Origin of the sequence: Curvibacter gracilis ATCC BAA-807 (assembly GCF_000518645.1) — a bacterium.
Lineage (GTDB): Bacteria > Pseudomonadota > Gammaproteobacteria > Burkholderiales > Burkholderiaceae_C > Curvibacter > Curvibacter gracilis.
The window spans coordinates 240,780-255,415 of sequence record NZ_JADZ01000006.1 but is presented as its reverse complement, the minus strand read 5'-3'; the positions used below and the strand labels follow the sequence as shown (position 1 = coordinate 255,415).

Annotated in this window: 14 protein-coding genes; 5 read left to right on the top strand and 9 right to left on the bottom strand. The window is 68.3% G+C overall.

Annotated features, from left to right (window positions below; all coding sequences use genetic code 11):
• Positions 1–13 precede the first annotated feature (13 nt).
• Entirely contained in the window at positions 14–1,711 is a 1,698-nt protein-coding gene (locus tag L880_RS0105810; protein WP_027474874.1) for a thiamine pyrophosphate-binding protein, read from the bottom strand.
• Between the two features lie 117 nt (positions 1,712–1,828).
• On the opposite strand from L880_RS0105810, the gene L880_RS0105805 reads away from it, so the two are divergent.
• Positions 1,829–2,506 carry a GntR family transcriptional regulator gene (locus L880_RS0105805; RefSeq protein ID WP_027474873.1) on the top strand — a complete coding sequence of 226 codons (678 nt, stop codon included), beginning with the start codon at positions 1,829–1,831 and terminating at the stop codon, positions 2,504–2,506.
• Between the two features lie 21 nt (positions 2,507–2,527).
• Here L880_RS0105805 and L880_RS31725 read toward each other — a convergent pair whose 3' ends face one another.
• From L880_RS31725 to leuA, 4 genes are all read right to left on the bottom strand, one after another.
• Positions 2,528–3,871, bottom strand: coding sequence for an MATE family efflux transporter (locus L880_RS31725; RefSeq protein WP_043328619.1), 1,344 nt, complete (start codon positions 3,869–3,871; stop codon positions 2,528–2,530).
• A gap of 193 nt (positions 3,872–4,064) precedes the next feature.
• Entirely contained in the window at positions 4,065–4,949 is an 885-nt protein-coding gene (locus tag L880_RS0105795; RefSeq protein WP_027474872.1) for an HDOD domain-containing protein, read from the bottom strand.
• A gap of 112 nt (positions 4,950–5,061) precedes the next feature.
• On the bottom strand, positions 5,062–5,562 hold the full coding sequence (locus L880_RS34245) for a GNAT family N-acetyltransferase (protein ID WP_051443093.1): 501 nt from the start codon (positions 5,560–5,562) through the stop codon (positions 5,062–5,064).
• Positions 5,559–7,256 (bottom strand): 2-isopropylmalate synthase, encoded by a 1,698-nt coding sequence (gene leuA / locus L880_RS0105785; protein WP_043328616.1) that lies wholly within the window; start codon positions 7,254–7,256, stop codon positions 5,559–5,561. Before leuA ends, L880_RS34245 begins: the two co-directional genes overlap by 4 nt.
• 499 nt (positions 7,257–7,755) lie before the next feature.
• Between leuA and L880_RS31715 the strand changes: the two genes are divergently transcribed.
• The gene (locus tag L880_RS31715; RefSeq protein ID WP_157462629.1) at positions 7,756–8,310 is read left to right on the top strand and encodes a hypothetical protein; all 555 of its coding nucleotides are present in this window, start codon (positions 7,756–7,758) and stop codon (positions 8,308–8,310) included.
• Positions 8,311–8,344: 34 nt separating this feature from the next.
• On the opposite strand, the gene L880_RS0105775 is transcribed toward L880_RS31715, so the two are convergent.
• From L880_RS0105775 to L880_RS0105765, 3 genes are all read right to left on the bottom strand, one after another.
• A complete protein-coding gene (locus tag L880_RS0105775; protein ID WP_027474870.1) occupies positions 8,345–9,541 on the bottom strand; it encodes an MFS transporter in 1,197 nt (398 codons plus the stop codon).
• An 11-nt stretch (positions 9,542–9,552) separates the two neighbouring features.
• Positions 9,553–10,134 (bottom strand): NnrU family protein, encoded by a 582-nt coding sequence (locus tag L880_RS0105770; RefSeq protein WP_027474869.1) that lies wholly within the window; start codon positions 10,132–10,134, stop codon positions 9,553–9,555.
• Between the two features lie 66 nt (positions 10,135–10,200).
• Positions 10,201–11,160 carry a LysR family transcriptional regulator gene (locus tag L880_RS0105765; RefSeq protein WP_027474868.1) on the bottom strand — a complete coding sequence of 320 codons (960 nt, stop codon included), beginning with the start codon at positions 11,158–11,160 and terminating at the stop codon, positions 10,201–10,203.
• Positions 11,161–11,252: 92 nt separating this feature from the next.
• Here L880_RS0105765 and L880_RS0105760 point away from each other — a divergent pair, with 92 nt between their 5' ends.
• The 3 genes from L880_RS0105760 to L880_RS0105750 all read left to right on the top strand — a co-directional run bounded on the left by L880_RS0105760 (position 11,253) and on the right by L880_RS0105750 (position 13,930).
• Positions 11,253–12,098, top strand: coding sequence for an ureidoglycolate lyase (locus tag L880_RS0105760; protein WP_027474867.1), 846 nt, complete (start codon positions 11,253–11,255; stop codon positions 12,096–12,098).
• A 13-nt stretch (positions 12,099–12,111) separates the two neighbouring features.
• Positions 12,112–12,849: an SDR family NAD(P)-dependent oxidoreductase gene (locus L880_RS0105755; RefSeq protein WP_027474866.1), complete on the top strand. Its 738-nt coding sequence runs from the start codon at positions 12,112–12,114 to the stop codon at positions 12,847–12,849.
• Between the two features lie 100 nt (positions 12,850–12,949).
• A complete protein-coding gene (locus L880_RS0105750; protein ID WP_027474865.1) occupies positions 12,950–13,930 on the top strand; it encodes a Bug family tripartite tricarboxylate transporter substrate binding protein in 981 nt (326 codons plus the stop codon).
• Between the two features lie 24 nt (positions 13,931–13,954).
• Here L880_RS0105750 and L880_RS0105745 read toward each other — a convergent pair whose 3' ends face one another.
• A complete protein-coding gene (locus tag L880_RS0105745) occupies positions 13,955–14,575 on the bottom strand; it encodes a 3'-5' exonuclease (RefSeq protein WP_019573730.1) in 621 nt (206 codons plus the stop codon).
• Positions 14,576–14,636 lie beyond the last annotated feature (61 nt).

The window sequence follows — 14,636 nt, the reverse complement described above, 5'->3', positions numbered from 1 at the left end:
GGTGGGTGGGGGGTCAACCCATCCACTGGCTGACGGGTACGGCAGTGTCCTGCAATTCCTGCGAGATCACGTCGACCAGCGCGGGCCCATCGTGCATCAGGGCGGCCTTGAGCGCGGCTTCGAGCTCCGAGGGGTCTTCCACCCGCCAGGCTTTCACACCGAAGGCTTCGGCCACGCGGGCGTGCTGGGTGCGGTTGAAGTCGACCGAAAAATAGCGCTGCTCGTAGCCGGTCTTCTGGCTGGCCTTGATCCAGCCGTACACCGAGTTCGAAAACACGATCATCTTCAGTGGCACGTTGCGGCGCACGATGGTTTCCAGTTCTCCACAGGTGAAGCCGAAGCTGCCGTCGCCCATCACCGACACCACCACCGAATCGGGCTGGCCGAAGGCCGCACCGACACCGGCCGACATCGAAAAACCCAGCGCGCCGTGCGCCCGGTTGGTGATGAAATGTCGCCCCGCCTGGGGGGCATTGAAGTAGGCCGAGAAGTAAGGACAAGGCGTGCCCGGATCGGCTACCACGATGGCGCGGGCCGGCAGCAGGCGGTTCAGCAGATCGACCACGCGCTCAGGCTTGATCGGGCGGTCGAGCGAGGCGGCCAGCGGGGCGAAGAAGGCCTGCTTCTCGGCCCGCGCGCGTGCTGCCAGGGCTCGGCCATCGGCCGCGTCGGCCGGCCTCTGGTCAGCCCGCTGCGCCACGGCCGCCGCCAAGGCCTGCAGGCCCAGCAAGGCATCGCCTACCAGGGCCACGTCGGTGCGGTAGTTGGTGGCGATGGTCATGGGGTCCACATCCAGGTGCACGATGGTGACGCTGCGCGGCGGCATCTGCCAGTGCTCGGTGGTGGTCGAGCCGGCGCGGCAGGCCACGAACAGCACCAGGTCGGCCTGCGCCACCACCGCGCGGGTGGCAGCCACGCCCCCGTTGGTGCCCACCACCCCGGCATTCAAGGGGTGGGTGTCGGCCAGGCTGCCCTGGCCGCTGACGGTGGTGCACACCGGAGCGTTGAGGGCGGTGGCCAACTCGGCCAGGGCCTCGCTGGCGCCGGCAATCACCACCCCGCCGCCGCAGATGATCACGGGCGAGCGGGCGGCCACCAGGCGCTCGGCCGCCTGCTCGACCGCCGCCGGATCGGGCGCACTGCGGTAGGCCGGCACGCGGTCGTGCCCGGGCTGGGCCCACACCTCGGCCGGGTCCAGGGCGTGTTTTTGCACGTCGTAGGGCAAGGCGATGTGGGCCGCCCCGGGGCGGCCCGTGGTCATGGCCCGGAAGGCGCTGCGCACCGCGCCGGGGATCTGGTCCACCCGGTCGATGGTGGTGTTCCATTTGGTCAGCGGCTTGTACAGCGCCTGCTGGTCCAGCTCGGTCAGCGGAAACTTGCCGCGCGCGCCCACCGACACATCGGAGGTGATGCCCAGCACCGGCACCGAGGATTCATTGGCCTCCACCAGGCCCGGCAACAGGTAGGTGGCACCGCCACCGCTCGGGCCTTCGCACACCCCCACCTTGCCGGTCACCCGGGCATAGCCATCGGCCATGTAGCCGGCGCTGCGTTCATCGCGCGTCAGGATGTGGTCGATGCCATGGTCCAGCCGGGCCAACGCATCGTAGAAAGGCAGGCTGGTGTCGCCGCATAGGCCGAAGATGTGCTTCACACCATTGAGTTGCAGCATGCGCACCAGGCCGTCGGCACCGTTGAAAGAAGAGCTCATGAACCATCCATTGCGTGAAAGTGGGGCTGCTGCCAGCAGCGGGTCGGCCTCGAAAGGCGAGTCGCAATTTAAGTATACTTAAATCGGGTGCAGCGTCCAGAGGCACAATCCAGACCCATGAAAGCCCCCATTTCCTCGATCCGGCGTGAACGCGGCAGCGGCGTGTTCAACACCTTGCGTGAGATGGCCATCAGCTGCCAGCTCAAGCCGGGCGAGCGCCTGAGCGAGATCGAACTGGCCGCCCGCCTGGGCGTCAGCCGCACCCCCGTGCGCGAGGCCCTCAACCGCTTGGTGACCGAGGGCTTTCTGCAGCCCTGCTCCCGGGGTTTCATGCGGCGCCCACTCGATGTGCAGGAGACGCTGGACCTGTACGAGGCCCGGGTGGCGGTGGAGCGCGAATGCCTGCGCCTGGCCTTGCTGCGCGGCACACCTGAGCAACTCGATGAGGCTCAGACTTTTCTGAACCACAGCCGCGCGGTGTCTGTCGACACGCCGATGGCCGAACTGGTGGCCCTGGATGAGGCCTTTCACCGGCGTTTGGCGGCCATGTCCGGCAATGCAGAATTGCAGCGCATGTTGGCCAGCCTGAACGACCGCATTCGCTTTCTGCGTTGGATCGACATGGAACACGTGGGCCGTGATTCGACACAGCAAGAGCATCAGGCCATTCTGGAGGCCCTGCGGCGACGCGATGCCAGCGCCGCCGAGCAGCACTTGAGCGATCACATCGTGCTGCGCCGCGACCAGATCGCCGAGGCCATCCGCCTGACGCTGGCCCGGCTCGAAGCCGCCTGACGCCAGGTCGGTGCCAGGGGCTCAATCGCTGAACCACACCCCTTTGGCGATGGCTGCGGCGTTGATGCCGCCATAGGCTGCCAGCGCCAAGGCCTGGGCTGCAAACACCCCGGCCAGACCCCAGCCCGCCCGCCAGGCCAGCCAGCCCCCCAGCGCGGCAATCACCAGCCGCGCGATGTTGCCCAGCACCGGCCACAGCAGGCGCCCTGCCCCCTGCGAGGCAAAGTACAGGATCAGCCCCAGGCCGAACAAACCGTACACCGGGCCCACGATGCGCAGGTATTGCGCGCCCACCGCCTGCATGCCGGCATCGCTGTCGAACAGCGACAGCCAGGCGTGGGGAAAAGCCGCTGCCGCCAGCCCGATCAGTTCGCACAGCAGCACCGCCATGGCCGCCCCGATCCAGGTGGCGCGCAAGGCCCGTTCACGCCGGCCCGCCCCGACCGCGGTGCCCACCATGGCCACCAACGGGCCCCCGAAGCCAAACACCAGCGGCACCAGCAGGTACTCGAGCCGCGAGGCCGTGCCATAGCCGGCAATGGCCTCGGGCCCGAAGCGCCCGGCCAGCCCGGTGGCGATGGCAATCGCCACATTGGTGGCCACCGTGGACACCGCACCGGCCAGGCCCACGCGCAGGATATCGCGAAACAGCGGCCAGCGCAGCCCGGCATCGGCCCAGGTGGGGCGCAGCAGGCTGCGTGGCGACAGCAACCACAGGCCCAGTGCCACTGAACCGCCGGCGTAATACAGCAGCAGGGCCAGGGCCCCACCGGCAATGCCCATGGCCGGCACCGGGCCCCAGCCGAAGATCAGCAGCGGTGAAACCGGCAGCAGCAGCAGGGTGCCCACGCTGATCACCTGCGCCGGCAAGGCCATGTTGCCCGTGCCCCGGATCACCGAGGCCAGCGAGTTGAACAGCCACACCAGCACCGCCCCGGCAAACACCCAGTTCGAATACACCAGAGCGGCCTGCAGCGAGCCGCCCCGCCCGCCCATGGCCGCGTACAGGTGCTCACCGCCCAGCAGCGCCGCTGCCGTGAAAGCCAGCCCGAACAGGCCCGACAGCACCAGCGCATGGAACACCAGCGCGTGGGCATCGTGGCGCCGGTGGGCGCCCAGCGCCCGCGCAATGGCCGAGGCAATGCCGCCGCCCATGGCGCCGGCCGACATCATCTGCATCAGCATCACCACCGGAAACACCAGGGCCATGCCGGCCAGCGCGTCGGTGCCCAATCGACCCACAAACCAGGTCTCGATCAGGCCGGCGGCGGCCTGGGCCACCATCACGATCACATTGGGGGCGGCCAGGCGCAGCAAGGTCGGCGCGATCGGCCCTTCCAGCAGCAGACGGGTGCGGGGGTCCATGGCAGGGGAGGCTGCTGGCGCTGGCGCTTGGGCCGTGGCGTGTGGGGGGTGCATGGTGTCTCGGTGAGCCAACCCAGGTTGGCCTTGATAGATGTATATGCATCTATTATGGGTGAGTTGTCCATTTCCTGCTGGCGCAGGCAAGACACCGGCCCGATCGGGCCGGATCCGAGGGCATCAGGAGACGTGAGAATCAGCCCGGCGCGCTGGCCGAGTCGACCTTGTGCAAAAAGGCCAGCGTCACGCGCGGGCTCGCGTTGAGCAGCTTGGACAGCTCCTCCACATCGCTGCCCAGGGCCGGGTTGTCCCAACCCTTCATGGTGTGGCGGGCCAGCCGCGAGGCCAGCACCACGTTCTGCACACTGGGGTGGTCGGCGTGCTTGCCGTCGCTGATGCGGATCAGCAACCGGGGCAGGTGCCACAGGCGCAGCAGCGCCTGGCGCAGGTCGTCAAGCTCGACATTGAGCAGGCTGCGCTGCGCCAGCACACTGCGCAGGCCTGGGTCGCGTTGCTGGGCCTGGCGCACCTGCAGCATCAGGTCGGGGGCATGGCACCACATCAGCAGCTCGGCAAAGTCGTGCAAAAAGGCAGCCTCGTGGATCATGTCGATGTCGGTGTCACTGCGGTGCACCGCAAAGGCCATGGCGAAATGGGCGGCGCGCTCGCTGCGTTGCAGCACCTCGTACAAGGCCTCGAGAGCCTCGGGCTGTTCGCGCAGGCGATCCTCCACCGTGGGCTGCGGGCCGAATCGGTTGAAGAACGGTGTGATGCCCGTCATCACCAGTGCGCTGGTGATGCTTTCGGTCTCGGTGTCGTCTTCATCGCGGCGCAGCGTGGCCACATGGGCCATGAACTTCACCGTCATCAGCGGGTCGGCGCGAAGCACCGGCCCCAGGTCGCCGGGGCCGATGTCGTCCTCGCGGGCCCGCAGTTCCTCCAGGGCCTGTGCCGTGCTGGCCAGCACCGGGATCTCGGCGCGCATGAAATGCCGCACCCAGGTTCGCAAGTCGCGCAGGGGCCACTTCAGGAACACAGGGGTGGCTGCAGCATCACTGGCATGGGGGTCGGAGGTGTCCATCGGGGCATCGGGAGGGAAGGTCAGCTAGTGTCATTTTGTGACTGCCTCTGGTCAAGGTCTTCGTGGGACCGTGCTTTCCCTGGCACCCCGTGCCCGGAGCTTGCTCATGCCCTCAGCCCTGCGCCAGCATGGGCTGCCAGCGCCAGCCGCCCTCTTCTTGCGCGGCCCCATCGGCCACAAAGCCCAGCTTTTCATAGGCCGGCACCGCGTTGAGCGAGGCGTTCACCGTGAAGGGCGCCGGGTCGGCCTGCAGCTTGAGCGCGTGCTCGCGCGCCACCTGCCACAGGGCGCGGCCCACGCCGCTGCGCTGCCAGCGTGGGCGCACGAACAGGTACTGCAGCTTGCGCGGCCCGTGCAGGGCGATCACGCCGCAGGGGTCGCCACCTTCGGCGTCCAGCGCCACCCAGAAATGATGCTGCCCATCGCCCAGGCGCTGGCGCAGGCCGGCGCGGGCGTAGCTGGCCAGCACCGGGTCACGTGCTTCCGCGTCCAGGGTGGGCCAGATCGAACGGATGGTGGCCGCCACCATCAGGGCCTGGATGGCATCGGTGTCACCCGGGCCGGCCGGCCGGATCGGCCAGGCCAGGGTGTGCTGCGGTTCACGCGCGCTCATGCCTGCACCTCGGCACAGCCTTCGCCTTCACGCGCCGGGCGACGTTCCTGCAAGCGGTTGGCCACGCTGATCACGGCCTGGATCGAGGCGGTGACGATGTTGTGGCTCATGCCCACGCCAAAGCCGCTGCCGGCCACGCCTTCGAGGGCGGCTTCCACAATCGCCAGGGCCTGGGCATCGGCGCCGCTGCCGGTGGCGCGTTCTTCATAGCTGTCCACCCGCATCGGCAGGCCCAAGGCGTCCACGGTGGCGGCGATCGGCCCATTGCCCTGGCCCGACAGGCGCTGACGCACGCCCTGGATGCTCAAGTCCAGTTCGATGCCCTGTCCGCTGCCGTCCAGGGTGTGGCCGTGGTACTGGATGGCATCGCTGCCGGTGCTGCTGCCGCGCAGGTAGGTTTGACGGAACAAGGCCCAGATGTCTTCGCCATTGATTTCGGTCTCGCTGGCATCGGTCTGGCGTTGCACCACGGCACTGAACTCAACCTGCATGCGGCGCGGCATCACCACGCCGCGCTCACGCTCCAGCAAGAAGGCGATGCCCCCTTTGCCCGACTGGCTGTTCACCCGGATCACGCTGTCATAGGTGCGGCCGAGGTCGGCCGGGTCGATCGGCAGGTAGGGCACTTCCCACAAGCCGTTCGGGTCCTGGGCGGCAAAGCCCTTCTTGATCGCGTCCTGGTGCGAGCCCGAGAACGCGGTGAAGACCAGGTCCCCGGCATAGGGGTGGCGCGGGTGCACCGGGATCGAGGTGCACTCTTCGGCCACGCGGGCCACGGCGTTGATGTCCGAAAAATCGAGCTGGGGGTGCACGCCCTGCGTGTAGAGGTTGAGCGCCAGGGTCACGATGTCCACATTGCCGCAGCGCTCGCCATTGCCGAACAGGCAGCCTTCCACGCGATCGGCACCTGCCATCATCGCGAACTCGGCGGCTGCCACACCCGTGCCGCGGTCGTTGTGCGGGTGCACCGACAACACGATGTGTTCACGCGGCACCAGGTGGCGGTGCATCCATTCGATCTGGTCGGCAAACACGTTGGCCGTGGCGTTCTCCACCGTGGTGGGCAGGTTGATGATCACTTCGCGGCCCGGGCCGGCACCCCAGGTGTTGATGGCGGTGTGGCAGGCTTCAAGCGACACCTCGAGCTCGGTGGCGCTGAAAGTTTCGGGCGAGTACTGCAAGGTCCAGCGGGTGTCGGGCTGGGCATCGGTGAGCTGCTTGAGGTAGCCCACATGGTGGGCGATCAAGCCCATCACCTGCTGCACGCTCATGCCGAACACGATGCGGCGCCAGGCCGGTGCGGTGGCGTTGTACAGGTGCACGATGGCGCGCGGGGCGCCCTTCACGGCCTCCACCGTGCGGGCAATCAATTCTTCACGCGATTGGGTCATGACCATGATGGTCACGTCATCGGGGATCAGCCTTTCTTCGATGAGTTTGCGCACAAAGTCGAAGTCGGTCTGCGAGGCCGCCGGGAAACCCACCTCGATCTGCTTGAAGCCGATGCGCACGAGTTCCTTGAACAGACTCATCTTGCGCTCGGCATTCATCGGCTCGAACAAGGCCTGGTTGCCATCGCGCAAGTCGGTGGACAACCACAAGGGGGCCTGGGTGATGGTGCGCGAGGGCCACTGGCGATCAGCGAGCGCGATCGGGGCGAAGGGGGCGTATTTGGCAGACGGGTTGGCAATCATGTCGGGCTCCACGAACAGCTTGCGGCGCCGGGGTTTCCGGGCAGGGCCGCAGGGGTCGAAAACAAAAAGAGAAAAGAAAAATCGACGACATCCCCTGCAGCCCTTTGCGCAAGGCAAAGGCTGGTTCGTGGGCCGGGGTCAGGGGGAAGTCTTGGAAGAGCGCGAAGCTCAGGACACGAACGCGAGCAGACCCCGGCCGAGCACTAGGCTTAGCTTCAGGGTGGTGGTTTGCTGGCGTTGCATGGGCGAAATGCTATCACAGCTTTTTTCGGCCAGTCTGTGACCCGCGCCTATCGCCGCGATAGGGGTGACCAGGTCGCGCTATACTTTTCGCTAGGGTGCCAGGGGGCGCCCGCCCGCAAAAGAGGCTCTCACCCCTGCGAGCCCGGCCCGGTTTTCCACACCCGGCCGGCGCCCGGCAAGCTCAGTCTCTGGACAGCTTTTTTTGATTTCGTCTGACCCCAGCGGGAGGGTTGAACACACGAAACAAGAGCTGCTCATGAATCCAAATTCTGTTCCTTTCACCCCTACCCCCCCTCAGGCCCTGGTGGCCGAACTCAAGGTGCGTGCCCGCCTCGGCCTCAAGGCATTGCGCGCGGGTGACACCCGATTGCTGGAGCGTGCCCGCCTGGGCGGGCACCGGCAGAATGACCCGGCCGAATGGCGCCTCGGCCACTGCCTCACCCTGGTGGCGCGCAGCCTGGGCTTCACCGATTGGGATCAGGCGCGCCGTGTGCTGGGAGGCCATGCCCAGCCGGGTGACGACCTGGGTGCCTTCTGGCATGCCAAGGCCTGTGACCGCTTGCTCAACCACTGGTTTGCCGACCTCGGCCGTGCCCGTGAATTGCTGCGCCAGCCCGGGCCGCAGCGCGTGTTGCTGCCCTACCGGCGCCAGTTCGTGGTGGTCGAAGAGCCCTACCTGCGCGAGCTCGGCCTGAGTCTGCAGCACCTGTCTTCGGGCGTGGGCCCTGACCTGGTGCAGGCCTACGGCAGCCCGGCCTGGCGCGCCCTGTGCTGGCAGCGCCTGCAGGCGCTGCCCGAGTGCTGGGGCTGAGTGTTGGGGCTGATTGGCCGGTTCGACGCCCTTTTCAGCGCCGGCCTTGCGGCAGCATCAAGGCCAGCAGTGACAGGCCGCAGAACACGGCGCCCGCCACAAAAGTGGTCGCCGGGCCCTGGCTGTCCCACAGCAGGCCGGCCACGGTGCTGGCCAGCAGCATGGCCAGGCCACTGACCAGGTTGAAGAAGCCGAAGGCCGTGCCCCGCAGGTCTGCTGGTGCGGTGTCGGCCACCATGGCGGCCAGCAGGCCCTGCGTCAGGGCCATGTGCACGCCCCACAGCGCCACGCCGGCCAACAGGCCGGCGGGCCCGGTCTCGGTGGCCAGCAACACATCGGCCAGCAGCAAAACCAGCACCCCGGCGGCCAGCAGGCCGCGGTGCCCGACGCGGTCGGACAGCTTGCCGAAGGGGTAGGCCAGCAGCGAATAGACCGCATTCATGGCCACCATCACCAGCGGCACCAGGGCCATCGCGATGCCGCTTTGCTGGGCCCGCAGCACCAGAAATGCCTCGCTGAAACGGGCCAGCGTGAACAGCGCGCCCAAAGAAACTACCCACCAGTAGGCTGTGGGCAGCCGGCGCAGCTTGGCGCGCTGGATCGGGTTCTCACGCGGGGCGCCCGCGGGCCGCGCAGGCTCCTTCAGGCCCAGCACCAGCAAGGCCACGGCCAGCCAGGCCGGCACCGTGGCTACCCAGAACACGGCGCGGAAATCATTCGCCCACAGCAACATCAGGCCGGCTGCGATCAGCGGTCCGGCAAAGGCCCCCACGGTGTCGAGCGACTGGCGCAGGCCGAAGGCGGCGCCGCGCAGGTGGGGTGGTGCAATGTCGGCCACCAGCGCATCGCGCGGAGCCCCGCGGATGCCCTTGCCCACGCGGTCCAGCAGGCGGGCCGTCACGATCAGGCTGGCGCCGCCGGTGAGGGCGAACAGCGGCTTGCTCAAGGCGCCCAGGCTGTAGCCCAGCACGGCCAGCGATTTGCGCCGGCCCCAGTAGTCGCTGAGCACGCCCGAGAACACTTTCACGATCAGTGCCGTGGCCTCGGCCAGCCCCTCGATCAGCCCCACCGTGGCCATGCCCATGCCCAGTGTGCCCACCATGAACATGGGCAGCAGGCTGTGAATCATCTCCGACGAAATGTCCATCAACAGGCTCACGAAGCCCAGGGTCCAGATGCCGGCCGGGATGTGGCGCAGGCCAGTGTCTGACGATGTCGGTGTCGCGCTCATGGTCTGCCGCGTCAGATGCCCAGTGGCGACACGCCGATCAGCCACTGGTGGCCCCAGAAGGCAAAGGCGGCCCAGGCCAGCAGGCCGGCCAGCACCGTCATGGCCGTGCTGCCGCTGTGCGCCGCCGGGTAGACCGTGCCCTGGGCCCGATCGCGTTGCCGGGCGCTGCGGAAATCCAGCACCGCCCAGGCCAGAAAGCCGCCGAACAGCAGCAGGTCGGCCAGGTTGCCATTGGCCAGCAGATGCGCCAGCGCCCACACCTTCACGGACAGCACCATGGGGTGGTGCAGCCGCGACTTGAAGCCGTTGTGCGGTACATAGGCCGCGGCCAGCAGCACGAAGGAGATCAGCATCAGCAAGGCCGCCACATGGCGCGTGGCCACCGGTGGCACCCACAGCACCACGGGGTTCTGCCGCGCCTGGCCATAGCCCCACACGATCAGGGCAAAACCCAGCAGCGACAGCAGCGAGTACAGGCCTTTCCAGGCGCCCTCACCCAGGCGCTCGCGGGTGTGGGTGCGCCAGCCTTCGGCCACGATGCGCACCGAATGCACGCCCAGGAACAAGATCAAGCCCAGCAACAGCCATGTCATGGATTCACCTCCTCACGCCACCCAGGCGCCGGCTTGATTATGGGTGCCTTGTGGCCGCCTTGCATGTCAGGTGTGCACAAGACCGAGGCCCCCGCCCGGGTTGGCCGCGTCCCGCAGGCACTGCACCAGCAGGCTGGCGGCCGGTGACAGTCGGGCCCCGCGGCGGGTGACGATGCCGTAGGCCTCATGGCGCGAGCGGATCGCCAGCGGCAGGCGCCGCGCGATCCGGTGCTCCTCGCAGAAGGCCATGGTGCCCTCGGCCATCAGGGCCACCAGGGTCGGGTCCTGCTTGAGCATCAGCATGGTGGCCAGCGACGACGCCGTCTCGATCGGGTAGGGCGGCAGGTCCAGGCCTGCCTCGCGGAACTCGCGCTCCAGCAGGGTGCGCAAGGGCATGTTGCCGGGGTAGAGAATCCAGCGGCACGAGGCCAGCTGCGCCAGCGTCACGCGCCGGGCCTTGGCCAGGGCGTGGCCCGGCCCCACGGCCACCGCCACGCTCTCATCCTGCAAGGCCTCGTAGTCGAATTGATCGGCCTGCTTGGCCACCGTGGTGCGGCAGATGGCCAGGTCCAACCGGCCTTCGTTGAGCTGGTTCAGCAGTTCGCTGCTGATGCCCTCGCGCACCTCGATCGACAAGGCCGGCTGCGTCTCGCGCAACTGGGCCAGGGCGCCGATCAGCACCGAGTGCAGCGCCCCGGTGATGGTGCCCACGGCCACCCGCCCGCCGCTGCCCCGCAGCACCCCGTCGATCTCTTCGCGCAGGTGGCCCAGGTCGGAGGCGATCACCCGGGCGTAACGGATGATGCAGCGCCCCAGTTCATTGGCCAGCACCCCCTTGGGCGAGCGCTCGAACAAGGCCATGCCGAAGGTCGATTCGATCTCGCGCAAGGCCTTGGTCAGGCCCGGCTGCGTCATGCCCAGACGGTCGGCCGCGCGGTGCAGCGAGCCCGCTTCGTCCAGCGCCACCAGCAGGGTCAGTTGGCGAAAGCGCAGGCGCGAGGTGATCGAGGTGAGGCTGGGGACCATGGGGATTCCAAAAGGTTATTGCCAGATCAAAAGCTCTCACTATGCAGCATGGCGGTGGCCTCCCAGAATCCCGCAGCACAAGGAGACAAGGCATGAAACTGCTTCGCTACGGCCCCCCGGGCCAGGAGAAACCTGGCCTGCTGGATGCGGCCGGCCAACTCAGGGATCTGTCGGCCCATGTGGCCGACATCGAGGGCAGCACCCTCGACCCGCACACCCTCGACCGCCTGCGCGCCATCGACTCCGCCAGCCTGCCCATGGTGGCCGGCACGCCCCGCCTGGGCCCTTGCGTGGGGCGCATCGGCAAGTTCATCTGCATCGGGCTGAACTACGCCGACCACGCCGCCGAATCGGGCATGGCCGTGCCCAGCGAACCCGTGGTGTTCAACAAGTGGACCTCGGCCGTGGTGGGCCCGAACGACGATGTGCGCATCCCGCGCGGATCGCTGAAGACCGATTGGGAGGTCGAGCTGGGTGTGGTCATCGGGCGCGTGGCCAGCTACGTCGAAGAGGCCGAAGCCATGGATCACGTGGCCGGCTACTGCGTGGTCAACGATGTGTCCGAGCGCAGCTACCAGCTGGAGCGCGGCGGCACCTGGGACAAGGGCAAGGGCTGCGACACCTTCGGCCCCACCGGCCCTTGGCTGGTCACGGCCGACGAGGTGCCAGACCCGCATGCCCTGCATCTCTGGCTGGAAGTGGACGGTAAGCGCTACCAGGACGGCAACACCCGCACCATGGTCTTCAAGGTGCCCCAGCTGGTGGCCTACCTGAGCCGCTTCATGACCCTGCACCCCGGCGATGTGATCTCGACCGGCACCCCGCCCGGCGTGGGCATGGGCTGCAAGCCCGAGCCCGTCTACCTGCGCCCCGGCCAGACCCTGCGCCTGGGCATCGAAGGCTTGGGTGAACAGCAACAACGCACCGTCGCCGCCTGAAGGACCTGACACCATGACCCAATACGACTTTGAAGGCCGCACCGCCGTCATCACCGGCGGGGCCCAGGGCATCGGCCTGGCCGTGGCCCAGCGCCTGCTGGCTGGCGGCGCGCGCGTCAGCCTGTGGGATGCCGATGCGGCGGCGCTGGCCGCGCAGGCCTCTGTGCCCGTGCACCGGGTGCAGGCCGACATCACCGACCCGGCCCAGGTCGAGGCCGCCCTGCACGACACCGAGGCCCACTGCGGCCCCGTGGCCCTGCTTGTGCACAGCGCCGGCATCGCCGGGGCCAATGCCCCGGTGGTCGACTACCCCACGGCCGAGTGGCTGCGCGTGCTCGACGTCAACCTCAATGGCGCTTTCCATGTCAACCGGGCGGTGGTGGCGGGCATGATCCGGCGCAACTACGGGCGCATCGTCAACATCGCCTCGATCGCGGGCAAGGAGGGCAACCCCAATGCGGCGGCCTACAGTGCCTCCAAGGCCGGCGTGATCGCCCTCACCAAGAGCCTGGGCAAGGAGACCGCACAGTTCAACATCGCGGTCAATGCCATCACCCCGGCGGCGGCGCGCACCCGCATCTTCGAGCAGATGTCGCAGCAGCACATCGACTACATGCTGTCCAAGATCCCGCGCGGCCGCTTCGTCGAGGTGGACGAGATCGCCGCCATGGTGGCCTGGCTGCTGACCGCCGAGAACTCGTTCACCACCGGCGCGGTGTTCGATCTGTCGGGCGGCCGCGCCACCTACTGAGTCGGGACCGGGCCTGGGCCCGATCCCGCCAGGGGCAGCACCCCCTGCCCCGGCTCACGTGCACCCGCTGATTCCAGCCATGACAACAGGAGACAACACCATGACCATCCCCCGCCGCCGCTTTCTGGCCGCCACCTGTGCCTTGGGCATTGCCGCGCCCTTCTCGCCGGCCCGCGCTGCCAGCGACTACCCCTCGCACCCCATCGAGCTGATCGTGCCCGTGGCGGCCGGTGGCGGCACCGATCTGGTGGGCCGTGCCTTTGCCGAAGCGGTCAAGAAGTACCTGCCGCAACAGCCCATGGTGGTGACCAACAAGCCCGGGGCCAGCGGGGCCATCGGCACGGCCGAGCTCATCAATGCCAAGCCCGACGGCTACAAGCTGGGCATCATCATCTGCGAGCTCACCATCATCCCCAACCTCGGCATCACCAAGCACACCGCCTCCGACCTGCGCCCCATCGCCCGCCTGAACGCCGACCCCTCGGCCATCACCGTGCGCGCCGATGCGCCCTGGCAGACGGTGGACGAGTTCCTGGCCGACGCGCGCCGGCGCAAGGACCCGATCGCCATCGGCAACGCCGGTGTGGGTTCGATCTGGCACATGGCGGCGGCCGCGCTCGGCGACAAGACCGGCATCAGCTTCAACCACGTGCCCTTTCTGGGTGCGGCCCCGGCCGCCGTGGCCTTGCTGGGCGGGCATGTGGATGCGCTCACCGTCAGCCCGGGTGAGGTGGCCCAGCATGTGCTGGCCGGCAAGATGCGCACCCTGGCCGTGATGGCCGAGCAGCGCGTGGGCTCGGCCCTGTTCGAGAAAGTGCCCACCCTCAAGGAGCGCGGGGTGGATCTGTCGGTGCAGGTCTGGCGCGGCCTGGGGGCGCCCAAGGCCCTGCCCCAGGAACTGGCCGATCTCTGGGCCGAGGTGGCCCGCAAGGCCGCCGACGACGCCGTGTTCCGCGACGCCCTGCTCAAGGCCAACCTGGGCTGGGCCTATGCCGACGGGCCCAGCTTCCAGGCGGCCATCGACAAGGACCGGGCCTTCTACAAAGACCTGGTGCCCAAGCTCAACATTCCCAAGGCCTGAGGGCCTGGACCCGATCTGAGAGCCTCAAACGGCGGCGTGGCGCTCGCGCTGCTGGGCCAGCCAGCCCGGCACGGCGGCCTTGCTGCAGCGCTGCAGGCTGCTCAGCAAGGCGTGGTCGGCCTGCAGTTGCCAGCGCTCTTGCAGTTGCTGCTGCAGGTGGGCCAGCAGCGAGGCGGCCATCTCGGCATCGGCCAGCGCCCGGTGGGCCCGGCCGGCCGGCGGCAGGCCCAGGAAGGAGATCAGCGAGCCCAGCTTGTGGCTGGGCGCCTGCGGGATCAGGCGGCGCGACAGCAGCACCGTGCAGGCATAGGGCTGCGGTGCGCTCAGGCCGGCGCGGTCCAGTTCGGCCACCCAGAACTTGCGGTCAAAGGCCGCGTTGTGCGCCACCATGGGCGCCTCGCCCACAAAGCGGCTGGCCTCGCCCATCACCTGCTCGGCCGGCGGTGCCGCGGCCACCATGGCGTTGGTGATGCCGGTGAGCTGGGTGATGAAGGACGGGATGCGCACCCCCGCATTCATCAGGCTCTGAAAACGGTCCACCACCCGCCCCTGCTCCAGCAGCACGATGGCCACCTCGGTGGCACGCGCGCCCTGTTCCGGCGAGACGCCCGTGGTTTCGAAGTCGATGACGGCAATGGTGGACATGGGGCGTGAGACAAGGGGTTGGGAAGCTGCCGCAAGGGCGGGCTGTTGAGCCAGCAGCCAT